The sequence below is a fragment of the Kitasatospora misakiensis genome, from assembly GCF_042656005.1.
GTDB lineage: Bacteria > Actinomycetota > Actinomycetes > Streptomycetales > Streptomycetaceae > Kitasatospora > Kitasatospora misakiensis.
In genome coordinates this window covers 100777-116671 of sequence record NZ_JBHSOF010000019.1, presented here as the reverse complement: position 1 = coordinate 116671, position 15895 = coordinate 100777, and the positions used below count along the sequence as shown (strand labels likewise).

Here is a 15895-nt window from a genome sequence, read left to right as displayed (position 1 = left end):
CCTGACACGGTACCGGAGTGTCGGCGGCGAAACGCCGTTGTCCCGCGGACAATGTCCGCTCAATCGGGTGGTGCGTTCTTGGAGCGATTGCCACCCGATCGGGGAGAGCCAATCCCGGCACCGGCCTTGGCACCCCCGTCCTTCTTGGTGTTGCTTCCCCCGTTGGCCTGCGCGACCGGTGACGGCGCCTCGAAGGCCTCCAGGGCGGACAGCACGTCCTGCACCCTGGAGATCTCGGTGTTGATGTCCTTGCGGCGGCGCACCAGTTCGTCCAGCTCGCGCCGGCCCTCGTCGGTGACCCGCTTCGCCTCGGCCCGCGCCTCGGCGAGCAGCCGCTCGGCCTCCGCCTTCGCCAGTTCGACCTGCTCGTCCGCCGCTTGGTCCGCGGCCCGCAGCCGCTTCTCGGCCTCGGCGGCGGCCGAGTCCAGCCGCTCCTCGGCTTCGTCCTGCGAGGACTTCAGCTTGGCCTCGGCCTTGACGATCAGGGCCTCGGCGCGGTCGGTGGAGCTGGCGAGCTTGGTCTCCGCCTCCTTCAGCAGGCCCTCGGCCTTGCGGACGGCGGACAGCCGGACCTTGCTGGCCTCGGCGGACGCCTCCGAGGTCAGCTCGTTGGCCCGGTCCTCGGCGGCCGCGACCAGCGCCGCCGCCCGGTCCTCGGCCTCGGCGACGGTGGCCACCGCCTGCTCCTCGGCCTCGGTCAGCTGGTCCTGGGCCGCCGTCACCAGGGCGTCCACCCGCTCGCCGGCCGACTTCATGGCCTGCGCGTTCTCCTTGCGGGCGCGCTCGTGCAGGGCCTCCACCTCGGCGTCGGTGCGCTCGCGCAGCTCCTCGGCGCGCTCGCGGATCGCGGTGGCGTCCCGGCGGGCCTCGGAGAGCAGCGCGTCGGCGTCGGACCGGCCCTTCTCGACGGCCTCCTGCCCGCCGGCCTCGCCGGCCGAGACCAGCCGGTCGGCCTCCTTGCGGGCGGCGGCGACCATCGCGTCGGCCTGCTCCTCGGCGGCGGCGGTGGTCGCCAGCGCGGTGGTGCGGGCGTCCTCGCCGAGCGCTTCGGCGTCCGCGAAGGCCTTCTCCAGCACGGACTTGGCGTGCTCGCGGGTGGACTTGTCGAACTGCTCGGCGGCCTCGCGGGTGTCGGCGTCGTAGGCGTCGGCGCGACCGCGGGAGGCCGTTTCGTAGTCGTCGGCGAGGGTGCGGGTGGCGAGCGCGTACTCCTCGGCCTCGGCGCGCAGCGCGGCGGCGTACTCCTCCGCGTCGGCGACGGTGCCGGCGGCCCGGTCCTCGCCGGCGGCCACCGTCCGGGCGGCCAGCTCCGCGGCCTCGGCGCGCTGCCGCTCGGAGGCCTCCTGGGCGGCGCGCAGGGTGGACTCGGCCTCGGCGCGCAGCGCCTCGTCCCAGGCCAGCGCCTCGGCCCGCTGCCGGGCCAGCTCGGCCTCGGCGGCCTCGCGCTCGGCGGCCAGCTCCAGCTCGGTCTGCTCGCGCAGCGCGGTGGTCTCGGCGGTGGTGCGGGCCCGCAGGTCGGCGGTCTCGTGCTCGGCGACCGCGCGCAGCTCGGCCACCTCGCGCTCGACGGCGTCGCGCAGCTCGGCGGTCTCGCGGTCGGCCAGCGCCCGGAGTTCGGCGGTCTCGCGGTCGGCCAGCGCCCGCAGCTCGGTGGTCTCCCGGTCGGCGGTGTCGCGCAGCTGGGCGGCGGCCCGCTCGACCTGCTCGCGCAGCTCCTCGGCGTCCCGCTCGGCGGCGGCCCGGAGTTCGGCGATCTGCTGGGAGGCGGTCTCGTGCAGCCCGGCCACCGACTGGCGGACCTCGGCGGCCTCCTCGTCGGCGGCCTCGACCAGCCCGGCGGCCTCGGTCCGGGCGGCGGCGACCAGTTCCTCGCCGTCGCGCCGGGCCTGCTCCAGCTCCTCGCCGGCCTCGGCGCGGATCGCCGCGGCGGTGGACCGGGCCTCGGACAGCTCGCGGCCGGCCTCGGCGCGGACCGTCTCGGCCTGCTCCTCGGCGAGCGCCAGCTCGGCCGCGGCCCGCTCACGCAGCTCCGCCGCGGCGGTCTCGGCCTCGGTGCGGACGTGCTCGGCGTGGGCGTCGGCGGCTTCGCGGACGGCGGTGGTCTCCGCGGCGGTGCGCTCGGTCAGCTCGGCGGCGGCGGTCTCGGCCTGTTCGCGGGTCTCCGCAGCGGCGGCCTCGGCCTCGGCCCGGAGCTGTTCGGCGACGGTCTCGGCGGTCTCCAGCGCCCGCTCGGCCTCGGCCTGGAGCCGGGCGGTCTCGATGGCGGTGCGTTCGGTGAGCTCGGCGGCGGCGGTCTCGGCCTCGGTGCGGACGCGTTCGGCGTGGGCGTCGGCGGCCTCGCGGACGGCGGTGGTCTCCGCGGCGGTGCGCTCGGTCAGCTCGGCGGCGGCGGTCTCGGCCTGCTCGCGGGCCTCCGCGGCGGCGGCCAAGCGCTCGGCGGTCTCCTCGCGCTCGCGGAGCAGCCCGGCGGAGGCCTCCTCGCGCTCGCGCCGGCTCTCCTCGCGCAGCGCCTCGGCGGCGGCCTCGGCCTCGGCCCGGCTGCGGGCCACCTCGGTGTCGGTCTCGGTGCGCAGCCGCTCGGCGGCGCCGACGGCGGCGTCCCGGACGGCGTCCGCCTCGGCCTGCGCGTCGGCCCGCAGGGCCTGCGCGGCGGCGGTCGCCTCGGCGCGCACCCGCTGGTCGAACTCGCCTGCCTCGCGGCGCAGTTCGGCGGTCTCACGTTCGGCGGCGGAGCGGTTCTCGGCGGCCGCGGCCTTCGCGGCGGTGAGCGCGTCCTGGCCCTGCTGCTCGGCCGCGGCGGTGATCTTCGCGGCCTCGGTGCGGGCCCGCTCCAGGGTCTGCTCGGCCCGGCCCTGGGTCTCGGCGGCGTGCTCCTTGGCCTGCGCGCGCAGCCGCTCGATCTCGGCGGCGGCGCCGGAGCGCAGCTCGTCCGCGTCGGACTTGGCCTTGGTGAGCAGCTCCTCGGCGGTCTTCGCCGACTCCTCGATCTGCACCACGGCCTGCCGGCGGGCCTCGCCGCGCACCCGCTCGGCCTCGGCGGCGGCCTGGGCGCGCAGCTCCTCGGCCTCGGCGCGCAGTCGGGCGGCCTCGTCCTGCATCTCCTGGATCCGCTCGCGGATCGCGGCGGCGTCGTCCAGGGCGGCGTTCTGGGCGGCCTCGACCGCGGCCCGCGCCTGCTCGCGCAGCCGCTCGGCCTCGGCGGCGGCCTCGGCCCGGATCCGCTCGGCCTCGGTGGTCGCCCCGGCGCGGGTGGCCTCGGCGTCCCGGCCGGCCCGGTCGAGCATCTCCTCGGCGCTCTTGGCGGCCTTGGCCAGGTGGGCGGCGGCGTCCGTGGCACCGGTCGCCCGGCCGGCCTCCTCGGCCTCGCCGCGCAGCCGCTCGGCGGCGGCCTCGGCCTGGGCCCGCAGCTCGGCGACGTCCCGTTCGGCCCGCTCGCGCATCTCGGCGATCGCGGCCTCGGCCTCGGCGCGCAGCTGACCGGCCACCGACTCGGCGGTGGCGCGCAGCCGCTCGCTCTCCTCGGCGGCGGCGGCCTTGGCGGCGTCCGCCTCGGCCTGCTTGGTGGCGGCCTCGACGCGGATCGCCTCGGCCTCCTTGGTGGCCTGGGCGACCATCCGGGCGACCTCGGCGCGGGCGGTCTGCGAGCGCTGCTCGCTGGCCGCCTCGCCGTCGGCGAACCGGCGCTCGGCGGCGGCCTCCGCGTCGGCCTGGAGCTGTTCGGCGGCGGCCGTGGCGCGGGTCCGCAGCTCGGCGGCCTCCTGCCGGGCCCGCTCGGCCTCGGCGACGGCCTCGGCGCGCAGCCGTGCTATCTCCGCCTGGGCGTGGGCGAGCTGCTGCTCGGCGCGGCTCTGCTCGGCGGCGGCGGCCTCGGTGAGCCGGCCGATCTCGGCGCGGGCGGCGGCCAGCTCCTGCTCGGCGGCGGCGTGCGCGGCGGCGAGCTGCAGCTGGGCCTCGCCGCGGGCGGCGTCCACGTCGGCGGCGGCCTGGGCGCCGGCCTGCTGGGCCTGCTCGGAGGCGGCCCGGAGGAGTCGTTCGGCGTCGTTCTGGGCCCGGTGGAGGGCGGCCTCGGCGGCGGCCTGGGCCTCACCGCGGGCGGCGTCCACGTCGGCGGCGGTCTGCGCGCGGGCCTGGTCGGAGAGGGCGGCGGCCTCGGCGCGGGCCGCGGCCATCATCCGCTCGGCCTCGCCGCGGGCCTCCTGGAGCAGGCGCTGGGCCTCCTGCTCGGTGCCGGCCCGGGTCTGCTCGGCCCAGTTGACGTTCTCGTTGACGTGCTGCTCGGCGCTGCGCCGCAGCTCGGCGAGCTCGTCCTCCAGCTGGCGGCGGCGGGCGGCCAGCTCGGCCTCCAGCCGGGCGGTGCGCTCGGCGGCCTCGGCCATGATCCGCTGGGTCGCGGCCTGGGAGTCGCGCAGCTGGCGCTCGGCGTCGGCGCGCAGCTGCTGGGCCTGCATCTCGGCCGTGCGGAGCATCTGCTCGGCCTGGCCGGAGACGGCGTCGAAGGCGCGCGGCTGGGCGAGCATGCGGCGGGATTCGTGCAGCTTGGCCCGGAGCACCTCCACCTGGTAGGCGAGGTCCTCGGCATGCTCGACTGACTTGTCCCGCTCCTTCCGAGTCCGATCCATCTCGGCCTCGAACTGGGAGAGGTGATCGTCAACCTCGTAGCGGTCGTAGCCCCGCACTCCGCGGTCCCATCCATCTCCTGGTCGCGTCCTCGACCCGGCCGGTCCGCTCCCGTGGTCCGGGCGCTGTTCCGACTGGTCCTTGCATCCGCGGACGTTCGGACGTCCCCCGTCCAATCGGGGGCGCCCGCCGCGTCGTCGGAGTCCTGGCCGTGGGAGCGCGGTCGATCCGCATTCCCCCGTCCGGGTGGACTCCTGGGCGAACTCTTGCCTTGTGGAGAATGGTGACAGATCCGTCTTGCGACTGTTCGGTCGTGCCCGCGTAATGGACTCCCCTGCGACGGGCCTCCCACCGGGGCGGGCGGGCCTGTCTCGGCCGTGCCCGTCTTCTCCGTCCCCCGGAGTCTTCGCGCACCTGGGCATTGTAGTGGGAGCGTCTTGCGGGGGAATGGCCGCGTAGGGGTTTCCGGCTCGACGGGCGAGGTTACCAGCGGGTTGGCGGTGCGGAGGGGCGGCGGACGGGCGCGGGGAGGCCCGGGTGCCGCCGCGCGGCGGCACCCGGGGGCGGCTCAGTGGTCCTCGTGGGCGCCCGGCTCGGCGGAGGTGACGAGCTCGGTCAGCACCCCGCCGCAGTCCTTGGGGTGCAGGAAGGTGATCCGCGAGCCCATCGAGCCGATCCGCGGCTGCTCGTAGAGCACCCGGACGCCCTTGGCGCGGATGGACTCGGAGTCGGCGTCGACGTCGGCGGTGCCGAAGGCGATGTGGTGGACGCCCTCGCCGTTCTTCTCCAGCCACTTGCCGACCGGGGAGTCCTCGCGGATCGGCTCCAGCAGCTGGAGGTAGGAGGCACCGCCGTCGCCGGTGTCGTTGATCTTGAGCATGGCCTCGCGGACGCCCTGCTCCTCGTTGACCTCGCTGTGGAACACCTCGAAGCCGTAGGTGGAGCGGTAGAACTCGACCGTCTTGTCGAGGTCTCGGCAGGCGATGCCGATGTGGTCGATGCGGGTGAGCACGGTGGCCTCCGGTGAGGGGCGGGCGTGACAGGACGGCAAACAGTGCAACGCATGGCGGTCGGCGGCGCCAGTGATCCCGGTGCGAGCCTGCTCACACGGAGCCGCCGAGGGTTCACCCGGATCGGTTCGGCACGGTGTTGACTTGAACGTGCCAGTGCGCTCGATCACACCATAGGTCCGGTGACGGGTGGGTAACAGGTCAGTACATTGAGCGGCATCCTCCACCCGGCCACGACGCGCAAAGGGGCTCGTCCCATGTCCTCCAACACCACCTCCGTGATCGTCGCCGGGGCGCGGACCCCGATGGGTCGGCTGCTCGGCTCCCTCAAGGGGTTCTCCGGCGCGGAGCTCGGCGCCTTCGCGATCAAGGCGGCGCTGGAGCGGGCCGGCGTGACCGGTGACCAGGTCCAGTACGTGATCATGGGCCAGGTCCTCCAGGCCGGCGCCGGCCAGATCCCGGCCCGCCAGGCCGCCGTCAAGGCCGGCATCCCGATGAACGTCCCGGCGCTCACCATCAACAAGGTGTGCCTCTCCGGCCTGGACGCCATCGCGCTGGCCGACCAGCTGATCCGGGCCGGCGAGTTCGACGTGGTGGTGGCCGGCGGCCAGGAGTCGATGACCAACGCCCCGCACCTGCTGCCGAAGTCCCGCGAGGGCTACAAGTACGGCGCGATCGAGCTGCTCGACGCAATGGCCCACGACGGTCTGACCGACGCCTACGAGAACATCCCGATGGGCGAGTCCACCGAGAAGCACAACGCCCGCCTCGGCATCCCGCGCGAGGCCCAGGACGAGATCGCCGCCGCCTCGCACCAGCGCGCCGCCAAGGCGCAGGCCGACGGCGTCTTCGACGCCGAGATCGTCCCGGTGGAGATCCCGCAGCGCAGGGGCGAGCCGGTCGTCTTCAGCCAGGACGAGGGCATCCGCGCCGACACCACCGTCGAGGGCCTGGCCCGGCTGCGCCCGGCGTTCACCAAGGACGGCACCATCACCGCCGGCACCTCCTCGCAGATCTCGGACGGCGCCGCCGCCGTGGTCGTGATGAGCAAGGCCAAGGCCGAGGAGCTGGGCCTGAGCTGGATCGCCGAGATCGGCGCGCACGGCAACGTCGCGGGCCCGGACAACTCGCTGCAGTCGCAGCCGTCCAACGCGATCAGGCACGCGGTCGCCAAGGAGGGCATCGCGGTCGAGGACCTCGACCTGATCGAGATCAACGAGGCCTTCGCCGCCGTCGCCCACCAGTCGACCAAGGACCTGGGCGTCTCCCCGGAGATCGTCAACGTCAACGGTGGCGCGATCGCGCTCGGCCACCCGATCGGGATGTCCGGCGCCCGCGTGGTGCTGCACCTGGCGCTGGAGCTGCAGCGCCGGGGCGGCGGCGTCGGCGCGGCCGCGCTGTGCGGCGGCGGCGGCCAGGGCGACGCGCTGATCGTCCGGGTGCCCAAGGCCTGACGACACCGGCCCACCCGACCGACGCACACCGGGGCTGCGCACCGCCATGGGCGGGGCGCAGCCCTTCGGCGCAAGGAGACCCACCCATGATCGATGTGCCGACCCTGGTCGAGCAGGCCCGGCAGGGCCGTCCGCGGGCCGTCGCCCGCCTGATCTCGCTGGTCGAGAACGCCGCGCCGGAGCTGCGCGAGGTGATGGCCGCGCTGGCGCCGCACACCGGACACGCCTACACCGTCGGCCTGACCGGCTCGCCGGGCGTGGGCAAGTCCACCTCCACCTCGGCGCTGGTCTCCGCCTACCGGCGGCTGGGCAAGCGGGTCGGCGTGCTGGCGGTGGACCCGTCCTCGCCGTTCTCCGGCGGCGCGCTGCTCGGCGACCGGGTCCGGATGCAGGACCACGCCACCGACCCCGAGGTGTTCATCCGCTCGATGGCCACCCGCGGCCACCTGGGCGGCCTGTCCTGGGCCGCTCCGCAGGCGCTGCGGGTGCTGGACGCGGCCGGCTGCGACGTGATCCTGGTGGAGACGGTCGGCGTCGGCCAGTCCGAGGTGGAGATCGCCGCGCAGGCCGACACCACGGTGGTGCTGCTCGCCCCCGGGATGGGGGACGGCATCCAGGCCGCCAAGGCCGGGATCCTGGAGATCGGCGACCTGTTCGTGGTCAACAAGGCCGACCGGGACGGTGCCGACGCCACCGCCCGGGAGCTCAACCACATGCTGGGCCTCGGCGAGGCCCGCGGGGCGGGGGACTGGCGCCCGCCGATCGTGAAGACCGTCGCGGCCCGCGGCGAGGGCGTGGACGAGGTGGTCGAGGCGCTGGAGAAGCACCGCGCCTGGCTGGACGAGCACGGCGAGCTGGCCGTCCGGCGCGCGCGCCGGGCCGCCGAGGAGATCGAGGCGATCGCGCTGGCCGCGCTGCGCGCCCGGATCGGCGATCTGCACGGCGACCGGCAGCTGGCCGCGCTGGCCGAGCGGGTGGTGGCCGGCGAGCTGGACCCGTACGGCGCGGCCGACCGGCTGGTGGCCGGCCTGACCACGCTCTGAGAAGTGGCGCGAACGACGGACGGGAGGCGGCCTCCCGTCCGTCCTGCGGGCGGGGTGCTCAGCCGCGCCCGCGCAGGCCCCGCAGGTGCTCGGCGACCGGGGCCAGCGCCTCGTACATCGCGTCGAGCTGCTCGGGGGTGAAGCGGTCGATGAAGTGCGCCCGGACGCTGCGCACGTGGCAGGGCGCGACCCGTTCCATGGTCGCCCAGCCCTGGTCGGTGAGGTGGGCGTAGAGGCCGCGGCGGTCGCCGGGACACTCCTGGCGCAGGACCAGGCCGGCGGTCTCCATACGGGTGATCTGGTGCGAGAGCCGGCTCTTCGACTGGAGGGTGGCGGTGGCCAGGTCGGTCATCCGCATCCGCCGCTCGGGCGCCTCGGAGAGCACGACCAGGATCTCGTAGTCGTTGATCGCCAGGTTGTGCGGCTGGAGTTCGCGGCTGAGCTGGTACTCCAGCAGCTTGGCGACCTCCAGGTGGGCGCGCCACAACCGCTGTTCCCGGGCGGTCAGCCAGGGGGTCTCCTCGGTCCCTTCGGGCTGCGGGGCCGAGATGTCTGCCGGGTCGATGGTGTGCGTGTCCATGGTGCCACGATAGCGCATTTAGTTCAATGTTGTACGACTTTACCGGCGTTCACGTCCGGCGGCCGTCGCGATCCGGCCACGGCGCCGCGCGCGGGGCGCGGCGCCGTACCGGTCGACGGCGATGGCGGCGCGGGTCAGAGCCCGAAGCGCCGTCCGAGGTCGCCCAGGTTGCCGAGACCGGGCACGTTCACGTTCGGCAGCTGGCCGCCGTGACCCGAGGCGTGCTGGCCCGGCACCCCGCCCATCGGCACCCCGGCCTCGGCGTGCACCTGGCCGACGGCGCGCTCGGCCATCAGCACCTCGGTCGACTGGAGCAGCACCTGGCCGGCGCCGATGAACTCGAACTGGTGCTCCTCGCCGGACGCCCCGCCCAGCCCGGTGAGCCGGCGGAGGCCGCCGATCACGCCGTGCATGTAGTCGTGGTCGTAGTGGTGGCACGGCGCCGGGCAGTCCGCCCAGCCGACCAGGGCCTGCGGGTCCACCCGGATCGGCGGCTCGACGAAGTGCACCGGCCCGTTCGAGGCGGCGACGAACTTGCCGCTGCCGATCAGGGTCAGGAACCCCGGGATGATCGACTGCTTGAGCCGCAGCGTGGGCTCGTACGCCAGGAGGTTCCCCGAGCGGACCGTCAGGTTCCCCTCCTCCAGGTCGTAGGAGTTGAGGTCGAAGGCCCGGTCGGCCAGCAGCAGCTTGCCGCGGCCCTCGGCGACCACCCAGTCCGCCGCGTGCATCGGCGAGTTGAAGTGCTGCCCGAGCATCCGGTCGATCGCTCCGGCGCCGACGCCCTTGAAGGAGATGTCGCCGTAGTAGGCGACCATCTTGCCCTTCTGCAGGAAGTACGAGCCGTTGAGGTCCACCGAGAAGGCGTACGGGTTGACGTTGTCGTTGGACGGCAGGCTGTGCGCGTCGTGCACCACGGGGCCGGAGCCGTCCTGGGCCTTGGGCAGCGGGGCCTGCGCGCCGCCGTACTGCTCCTGGGCGTACTGCTGCGGCGGCTGGGCCGGGTAGCCCTGCGGCGGGGGCGGCGGGTAGCCCTGCTGGGGGTGGCCCTGCGGCGGGTACGGCTGCTGCCCCTGCTGGGGGTAGCCCTGCTGCGGGTAGCCGGGCGGCGGGGCGGCGGGGTAGCCGGGCTGGGTCGGCTGGCCGTACGGGGACTGGCCGTACGGGTCCTGGGGCTGCCCGTACGGGGGCTGCGGCGGGTAGGACATCAGAGCTTCTCCTCGCTCGCCTGCACGTACACCGAGCCGTGCCCGGACAGCTCCAGCTGGAACGCCTCGCCGGAGCCGCGGCCGATCATGTCGCGCCACCCCAGCGCGGTGGACAGCTTGTTCTGGACCTGGCCGCGGTGCGCGACGTAGGCCTGCGGGTCGACGTGCACCGGCTGGTTCGGGGTGATCGGCAGCTCGAAGACGCCGCCGTGGGCCATCACGGCGACCGCGCCGTGGCCGTCCAGCTTGGTGGTGAACAGGCCCTGGCCGGTCACCTGACCGCGGACCATGCCCATCACGCCGCCCTGGGAGCCCATGAACATGGTGGACTGCTGCAGCGAGCCCTCGAAGGCCAGCAGCCGGTCGGCCTCGACGTACAGGGTGTCGCCGGTCAGGTCGATCACGTGCACGTGGTGGCCGCCGTGGCCGAACATCACGCTGCCCTGGCCCTCGACGGTCATCAGCGGGGTGTCCTCGTTGGCCACCCGGCGGCCGATCATCGACATGACGCCGCCCTGCCCGCCGGTGATGTTCGGCGTGAACCGCACCTCGCCGGTGTACGCGAGCATCGCGCCGCGCTGGCTGAACAGCCGCTGCCCGGGGACGACCCGGGCCTCGATCATCTTGTTGTTGATCTTCGTGAACGCCATCAGACGTCGCCCCCGACGGTCAGCTTCTCGGAGGGCTGCACGTAGACCAGTCCCTCACCGGTGAACTCCACCTGGACGGCCTCGCCGCCGCCCTCGCCGATGAAGGTGGTCCAGCCGGCGCCGGACTTGATGGAGCGGTTGAGGTTGCCGGTGTGCGCCACGTACGCGCCGGGGTCGACCCGCAGCGGCATGCCCTGGGTGACCCGCAGGATGACCGCAGGCCCCTTGGAGGTGACGGCGGCCCAGCCGTGGCCCTCGACCTTGGTGGTGAACAGGCCGTTGCCGGAGGAGACGCCGTTCAGGCCGGTGAAGCTGGTGCCGGTCCTGAGCGTGCCCTCGGTGCAGAGCAGGTTGTCGGACTCGACGTAGAGCGTCTCGCCGTTCAGCCGCACCAGGTTGATCTCGGTCGCCCGGTCGGCGAAGTAGCAGATGCCCTGTCCCTTCACCTCCATGACCGTCATCTGCTCACCGGTGAGCCGGCGCGTCACCATGCCGCGCAGGCCGTCGCCTCCGCCGCTGAGCTTCTTGAAGTTCATCTGGCCGGTGTACGCGACCATCGAACCGTTCTTGGCCTTCACGAGGTCGCCGGTCATGTCGACGGCGAGCGTCTTGGACCCCTGGAGTCGAAACTGTGCCACGGGCGCAATCTAGCGGTCGACGGGCCGAACGGGGGAGAGGGTGGCCCGGTTCTGGTACGCGTTCGCGACAAAGCGGGCGGTCGGACTCCGCTCGCCGCACCCCGGAGGCGGGTTCGGACATGTGCTCGGTGATAATGGGGCGGATGCTTGTGAGCCGGTTCACAAGCGATCTTCGAGCCCCGTGTCGAGCCCCCGTATCGAGGTACGCATCGTGAACAGCAGCGCCGTCCACCGCCTGCGCCTGGTCTCCGGCCCCGAAGGGGTCTCCTTCCTCCTCCTGCTGCTGTGCTCGGTGCTCAAGCGCACCACCAGCTTCAACGGGGTGCCGGTGATGGGCATGGTCCACGGGATCCTGTTCATCCTGTACGTGGTCTTCTGGATCCTGGCCTGGCAGACGCAGAAGTGGGACGTCAAGCGCGGTGCCCTGCTGTTCGTCCTCTCGGTGCTGCCCGGCGGCGGCTTCGTCGCCGAGCGGATGCTCGCCAAGGAGGAGCGCGGCAAGGCCGTGGACGCGGTGCCGGTCGCGGCCTGACCGCGCCACCCCGGGACGCCGACAGGCTGCCGGGGCCCCCTCTCCCGGTGGGGCCCCGGCAGCCTGTCGCTTTTCCGGGAGTGGTCCGCTCTCGGTTAGTTGACGTTCACCGCGCTCCAGGCGGCCGCGACCGCGTTGTACTCGGTGCTGCCGGTGCCGTAGAGGTCCTTGGCGGCGTTCAGCGTGCCGGTCCGGGCGCCCTTGTAGTTGGTGCTGGAGGTGAAGTAGACGGTCAGCGCGCGGTACCAGATCGCCGCGGCCTTGTCCTTGCCGATGCCGGTGACGGTCGAGCCGTTGGAGGTCGGGCTGTTGTACGCGACGCCGTTGATGGTCTTGGCGCCGCTGCCCTCGGCCAGCAGGTAGAAGAAGTGGTTGGCGACGCCCGAGGAGTAGTGGACGTCGATGTTGCCGATCCCCGAGTACCAGGAGTCCTTGGACGAGCCGTCCTTGGAGGGCTTGTCCATGTAGCGCAGCGGCTTGCCGTCACCGAAGATGTTGATCTTCTCGCCGATGAGGTAGTCCGGCACGTCGGTGGGCAGGTTGGCGTACCACTCGACCATGGTGCCGAAGATGTCCGAGGTGGCCTCGTTGAGGCCGCCGGACTCACCGGAGTAGGTGAGGTTCGCGGTCGCCGCGGTGACGCCGTGGCTCATCTCGTGGCCGGCCACGTCGAGGGCGGTCAGCGGGTTGACGTTGCCGCTGCCGTCGCCGTAGGTCATGCAGAAGCAGGAGTCCTGCCAGAAGGCGTTGACGTAGGCGTTGCCGTAGTGCACCCGGTTGCTGGCGCCGACGCCGTTGTTCTTGATGCCGTTGCGGCCGAAGGTGTTCTTGTAGTAGTCCCAGGTGGCGCCGGTGCCGAACTGCGCGTCCACCGCGGCGGACTGGGAGTCGGAGGCGGACCCGGTGCCCCAGGCGTTGTCCGCGTCGGTGTACAGCGCGTTGCTGCTCTTGGCGTTGCCGGTCCACTGGTTGCCGCGGGACGGGTCCTTGAGCTGGTAGCTGGAGCCGCTCTGGGTGGTGGTCAGGGTCACCGACCCGACGTGCACGCCCTTACCGGTGCCGGTGGCGGTCTGCACCTCCTCGTGGGTGGAGAGCACCTGGCCGGTGGCGGCGTCGGTGACCAGCCGCTGGCTGCTCGGGGTGCCGTCGGCACGCTCGCCCTGGACCGCGGTCTGGTACGCGAGTCGCGGGCTGCCGTCACCGGCCCAGACCACCAGGACCGGGGCGCTCGCACCGTCGACCCGGGAGACCGGGGAGGCGTCCTCGTCGGCCGGGGCGATGCCGACGGTGGCCCGGACCGAGTCGACGGCCTGGGTGGAGGCGGTGCCGGCGGAGAGCGCCGGGGTGAGGCTCGGCAGCGAGAGCCGGCCGACGAAGGCCCGGTCCACCGAGGCGATCGTGCCGTTGGCCTTCTGGTGGACGACCAGGTCGCCGCCGAGCACCGGCAGGCCGGCGTACGTCCGGTCGTAGCGCAGGTGGCGGGTGCCGTTGGCGTCGACCACCGCGTCCCTGACGACCAGCTGCTCCTGGCCGCCGAGGGCGAGCGCCTTGGCCACCGGCGCGGCCTGCTGGCCGGCCAGGGCGACCAGGGCCTCGCGCTGCTGGACGGGGGCGGCGTGGGCGGGGGCGGCGGCGACCTGGATGGCGCCGGCCAGCAGGGCGGAGGCGGAGAGTACGGCGCCGGCTGTCAGCTTTCGCTTCACGTGCGGGTTCCTTCCACGAAACCGCGGGTGCGCGGTCGCGCCGCATACCGGGGCGCCGGGGTTGGCGCCGTGGGGCGGTAGGGCGCTGACGTGCTGCTCCCGTGCGGCCTGACGGTCCGTCGATGGGTGGGGGCGACGGACGTCCTGACGGGGCTTGGGCAGAAGCATGACAATTCAGGCCGTGGAACAACAGGGCGCCTCGGGCGATTGGCCAGGTCTCGCCACCGCCGAGTACGGAAGGTTCGGGTGCGACAGGTGACCGGTTCGTCCCGGTCCGTCCGCTGGCGGGATCCCGCCAACGGCGGCCCTTGCCGACCCCGGCCGGCCATTGCTACGCGCGGGCGCGTCCCCCGCCGCGAACCCCGAACCGGAGGCGGGCGGGCGAAAACACGAGCGCCCGGGGCCTCCCCTCCCAGTGGGGCCTCGGGCGCTCGCGTTCAGCGGTTGTGGAACGGGTGGAACGTCAGTTGACGTTGACGCCGCTCCACGCGGCCGCGACCGCGTTGTACTCGGTGCTGCCGGAGCCGTAGAGGTCCTTGGCGGCGTTCAGCGTGGCCGTGCGGGCGGCCTTGTAGTTGGTGGTCGAGGTGAAGTAGACGGTCAGCGCGCGGTACCAGATCGCCGCGGCCTTGTCCCGGCCGATGCCGGTGACGGTCGAGCCGTTGGAGGTCGGGCTGTTGTAGGAGACGCCGTTGATGGTCTTGGCGCCGCTGCCCTCGGCCAGCAGGTAGAAGAAGTGGTTGCCCACACCCGAGGAGTAGTGGACGTCCAGGTTGCCCACCCCGGAGGACCAGGAGTCGGCCGAGCCGCCGTCCTTGGAGGGCTTGTCCATGTAGCGCAGCGGGGTGCCGTCCCCGTTGATGTCGATCTCCTCGCCGATCAGGTAGTCCGGCTTGTCGGAGGCGAGGTTGGCGTACCACTCGACCATGGTGCCGAAGATGTCCGAGGTGGCCTCGTTGAGGCCGCCGGACTCACCGGAGTAGTTCAGGCCGGCGGTGGCCGAGGTGACGCCGTGGGTCATCTCGTGGCCCGCGACGTCCAGCTCGGTCAGCGGGTGGGTGTTGCCGTCGCCGTCGCCGTACGTCATGCAGAAGCAGGAGTCGTCCCAGAACGCGTTGACGTAGTTGCGGCCGTAGTGGACCCGGCTGGTGGCGCCGACGCCGTTGTTCTTGATGCCGCTGCGGCCGAAGGTGTTCTTGTAGAAGTCCCAGGTCACGGCCGCGCCGAACTGCGCGTCCACCGCGGCCGACTGGCGGTTGGCGGCGGTGCCGTCGCCCCACGCGTTGTCGGTGTCGGTGAAGAGCGTCCCGGAGCCGGACGTCTTGCCCTTGAGGTCGCTGGTGGACTGGCCGCCGCGCGAGGCGTCCTTGAGCGAGAAGGTGGAGCCGCTCTGGGCGGTGGTCAGCGGGACGCTGCCGACGAAGACGCCGTCGCCGGTGCCGGTCGCGGTCTGCACCTGCTCGTGGGTGGAGAGCACCTCGCCGGTGGCGGCGTCGGTGACCAGCAGCTGGCGGCTCGGGGTGCCGTCGGCGCGGACGCCCTCGACGGTGGTGCGGTACGCCAGACGCGGGTTGCCGTCGGTGGCCCAGACGACCAGCTGGGCGGCGCCGGTCTGGTGCACCTCGGCCAGCGGGGACTCGTCCTTGTCCTCGGTGATGCCGACGGTGGACTGCACCGCGCCGGAGGCCTGGGCGGCGGCCTTGTCGGCCGGGATCTTCGGGGTGAGGCTCGGCAGCGCGATCTGCTCGGTGACGGCCTTGTCCACGGCGCCGACGGCGCCGTTGGCGGCCTGGTGCACGATCAGGTCGCCGCCCAGCACCGGCAGGCCGGCGTAGGTGCGCTCGAAGCGGAGGTGGCGCGTGCCGTCGGCGTCCACCACGGCGTCCTTGGCCACCAGGGTCTCCTGGCCGCCGAGGCCGAGGGCCTTGGTCAGCGGGCCGGCCTGGCCGCTCGCCAGGGCGATCAGACCGGCGCGGTGCTGGGCGGCCTGGGCCTGGACCGAGGGGGTGGGGGTGGCCTCGGCGGCGGTGCTCACCTGGATGACGCCGGTGAGGAGGGCGGTGGCGGAGAGTACGGCGCCGGCTGCGAGCTTTCGCTTCACGTACAGGTCCTTCCGGAAAACCGCGTGTGCGCGGTCGCACCACGCTCCGGGGTGCCGGGGTTGGCACCTTAGGGGCGGAACGGGCGCTGACGGGCTGCTCCGTGCGGTCCACGGTGGTCACCGGTGAGTGGGGCGGTGGCCACCGGACGGGGCTGGCCGAAAGCATGACAATCCAACAAGTGAAATGACAGGTCTGGTTCATGGATTGGCCAGGTCTCGCCAATGAGGCGGAATGTGAACAGAGTGACAATTGGTGCGTATCGCTCCGCCTTGCAGCGGGTTACCGCCCGAACCGACGCCCGATACCGGGGCGAACCCCGCTTCGGGGGCCAACCGCCCGGCCCGGAAAAATGGTTGGT

General features: G+C 73.4%; 11 protein-coding genes. 3 read left to right on the top strand and 8 right to left on the bottom strand.

The window, feature by feature from the left end; genetic code table 11:
* Positions 1-59: 59 nt before the first annotated feature.
* Both ACFP3U_RS16980 and mce read right to left on the bottom strand, forming a co-directional pair.
* Entirely contained in the window at positions 60-4676 is a 4617-nt protein-coding gene (locus tag ACFP3U_RS16980; protein ID WP_380226368.1) for a hypothetical protein, read from the bottom strand.
* 509 nt (positions 4677-5185) lie between these two features.
* Positions 5186-5629, bottom strand: coding sequence for a methylmalonyl-CoA epimerase (gene mce, locus ACFP3U_RS16975; RefSeq protein WP_380226367.1), 444 nt, complete (start codon positions 5627-5629; stop codon positions 5186-5188).
* A gap of 255 nt (positions 5630-5884) precedes the next feature.
* Here mce and ACFP3U_RS16970 point away from each other — a divergent pair, with 255 nt between their 5' ends.
* Both ACFP3U_RS16970 and meaB read left to right on the top strand, forming a co-directional pair.
* Complete coding sequence (locus ACFP3U_RS16970; protein WP_380226366.1) at positions 5885-7081, top strand: acetyl-CoA C-acetyltransferase; 1197 nt, start codon at positions 5885-5887, stop codon at positions 7079-7081.
* 86 nt (positions 7082-7167) lie between these two features.
* Positions 7168-8124, top strand: coding sequence for a methylmalonyl Co-A mutase-associated GTPase MeaB (gene meaB, locus ACFP3U_RS16965; RefSeq protein WP_380226365.1), 957 nt, complete (start codon positions 7168-7170; stop codon positions 8122-8124).
* A gap of 58 nt (positions 8125-8182) precedes the next feature.
* Here meaB and ACFP3U_RS16960 read toward each other — a convergent pair whose 3' ends face one another.
* The 4 genes from ACFP3U_RS16960 to ACFP3U_RS16945 form a co-directional block, all read right to left on the bottom strand.
* Positions 8183-8704 (bottom strand): MarR family winged helix-turn-helix transcriptional regulator, encoded by a 522-nt coding sequence (locus ACFP3U_RS16960; protein ID WP_380226364.1) that lies wholly within the window; start codon positions 8702-8704, stop codon positions 8183-8185.
* Between the two features lie 134 nt (positions 8705-8838).
* On the bottom strand, positions 8839-9651 hold the full coding sequence (locus ACFP3U_RS16955; protein ID WP_380226389.1) for an AIM24 family protein: 813 nt from the start codon (positions 9649-9651) through the stop codon (positions 8839-8841).
* A 260-nt stretch (positions 9652-9911) separates the two neighbouring features.
* On the bottom strand, positions 9912-10562 hold the full coding sequence (locus ACFP3U_RS16950; protein ID WP_380226363.1) for an AIM24 family protein: 651 nt from the start codon (positions 10560-10562) through the stop codon (positions 9912-9914).
* A complete protein-coding gene (locus ACFP3U_RS16945; RefSeq protein ID WP_380226362.1) occupies positions 10562-11200 on the bottom strand; it encodes an AIM24 family protein in 639 nt (212 codons plus the stop codon). Before ACFP3U_RS16945 ends, ACFP3U_RS16950 begins: the two co-directional genes overlap by 1 nt.
* Positions 11201-11408: 208 nt before the next feature.
* On the opposite strand from ACFP3U_RS16945, the gene ACFP3U_RS16940 reads away from it, so the two are divergent.
* Entirely contained in the window at positions 11409-11732 is a 324-nt protein-coding gene (locus ACFP3U_RS16940; RefSeq protein WP_380226388.1) for a DUF3817 domain-containing protein, read from the top strand.
* A gap of 95 nt (positions 11733-11827) precedes the next feature.
* Here the strand turns inward: ACFP3U_RS16940 and ACFP3U_RS16935 are convergent, their stop codons facing one another.
* Positions 11828-13435, bottom strand: a complete 1608-nt coding sequence (locus ACFP3U_RS16935; RefSeq protein ID WP_380226361.1) for a M4 family metallopeptidase — start codon at positions 13433-13435, stop codon at positions 11828-11830.
* Positions 13436-13898: 463 nt separating this feature from the next.
* Complete coding sequence (locus ACFP3U_RS16930; protein WP_380226360.1) at positions 13899-15536, bottom strand: M4 family metallopeptidase; 1638 nt, start codon at positions 15534-15536, stop codon at positions 13899-13901.
* Between the last annotated feature and the right edge of the window lie 359 nt (positions 15537-15895).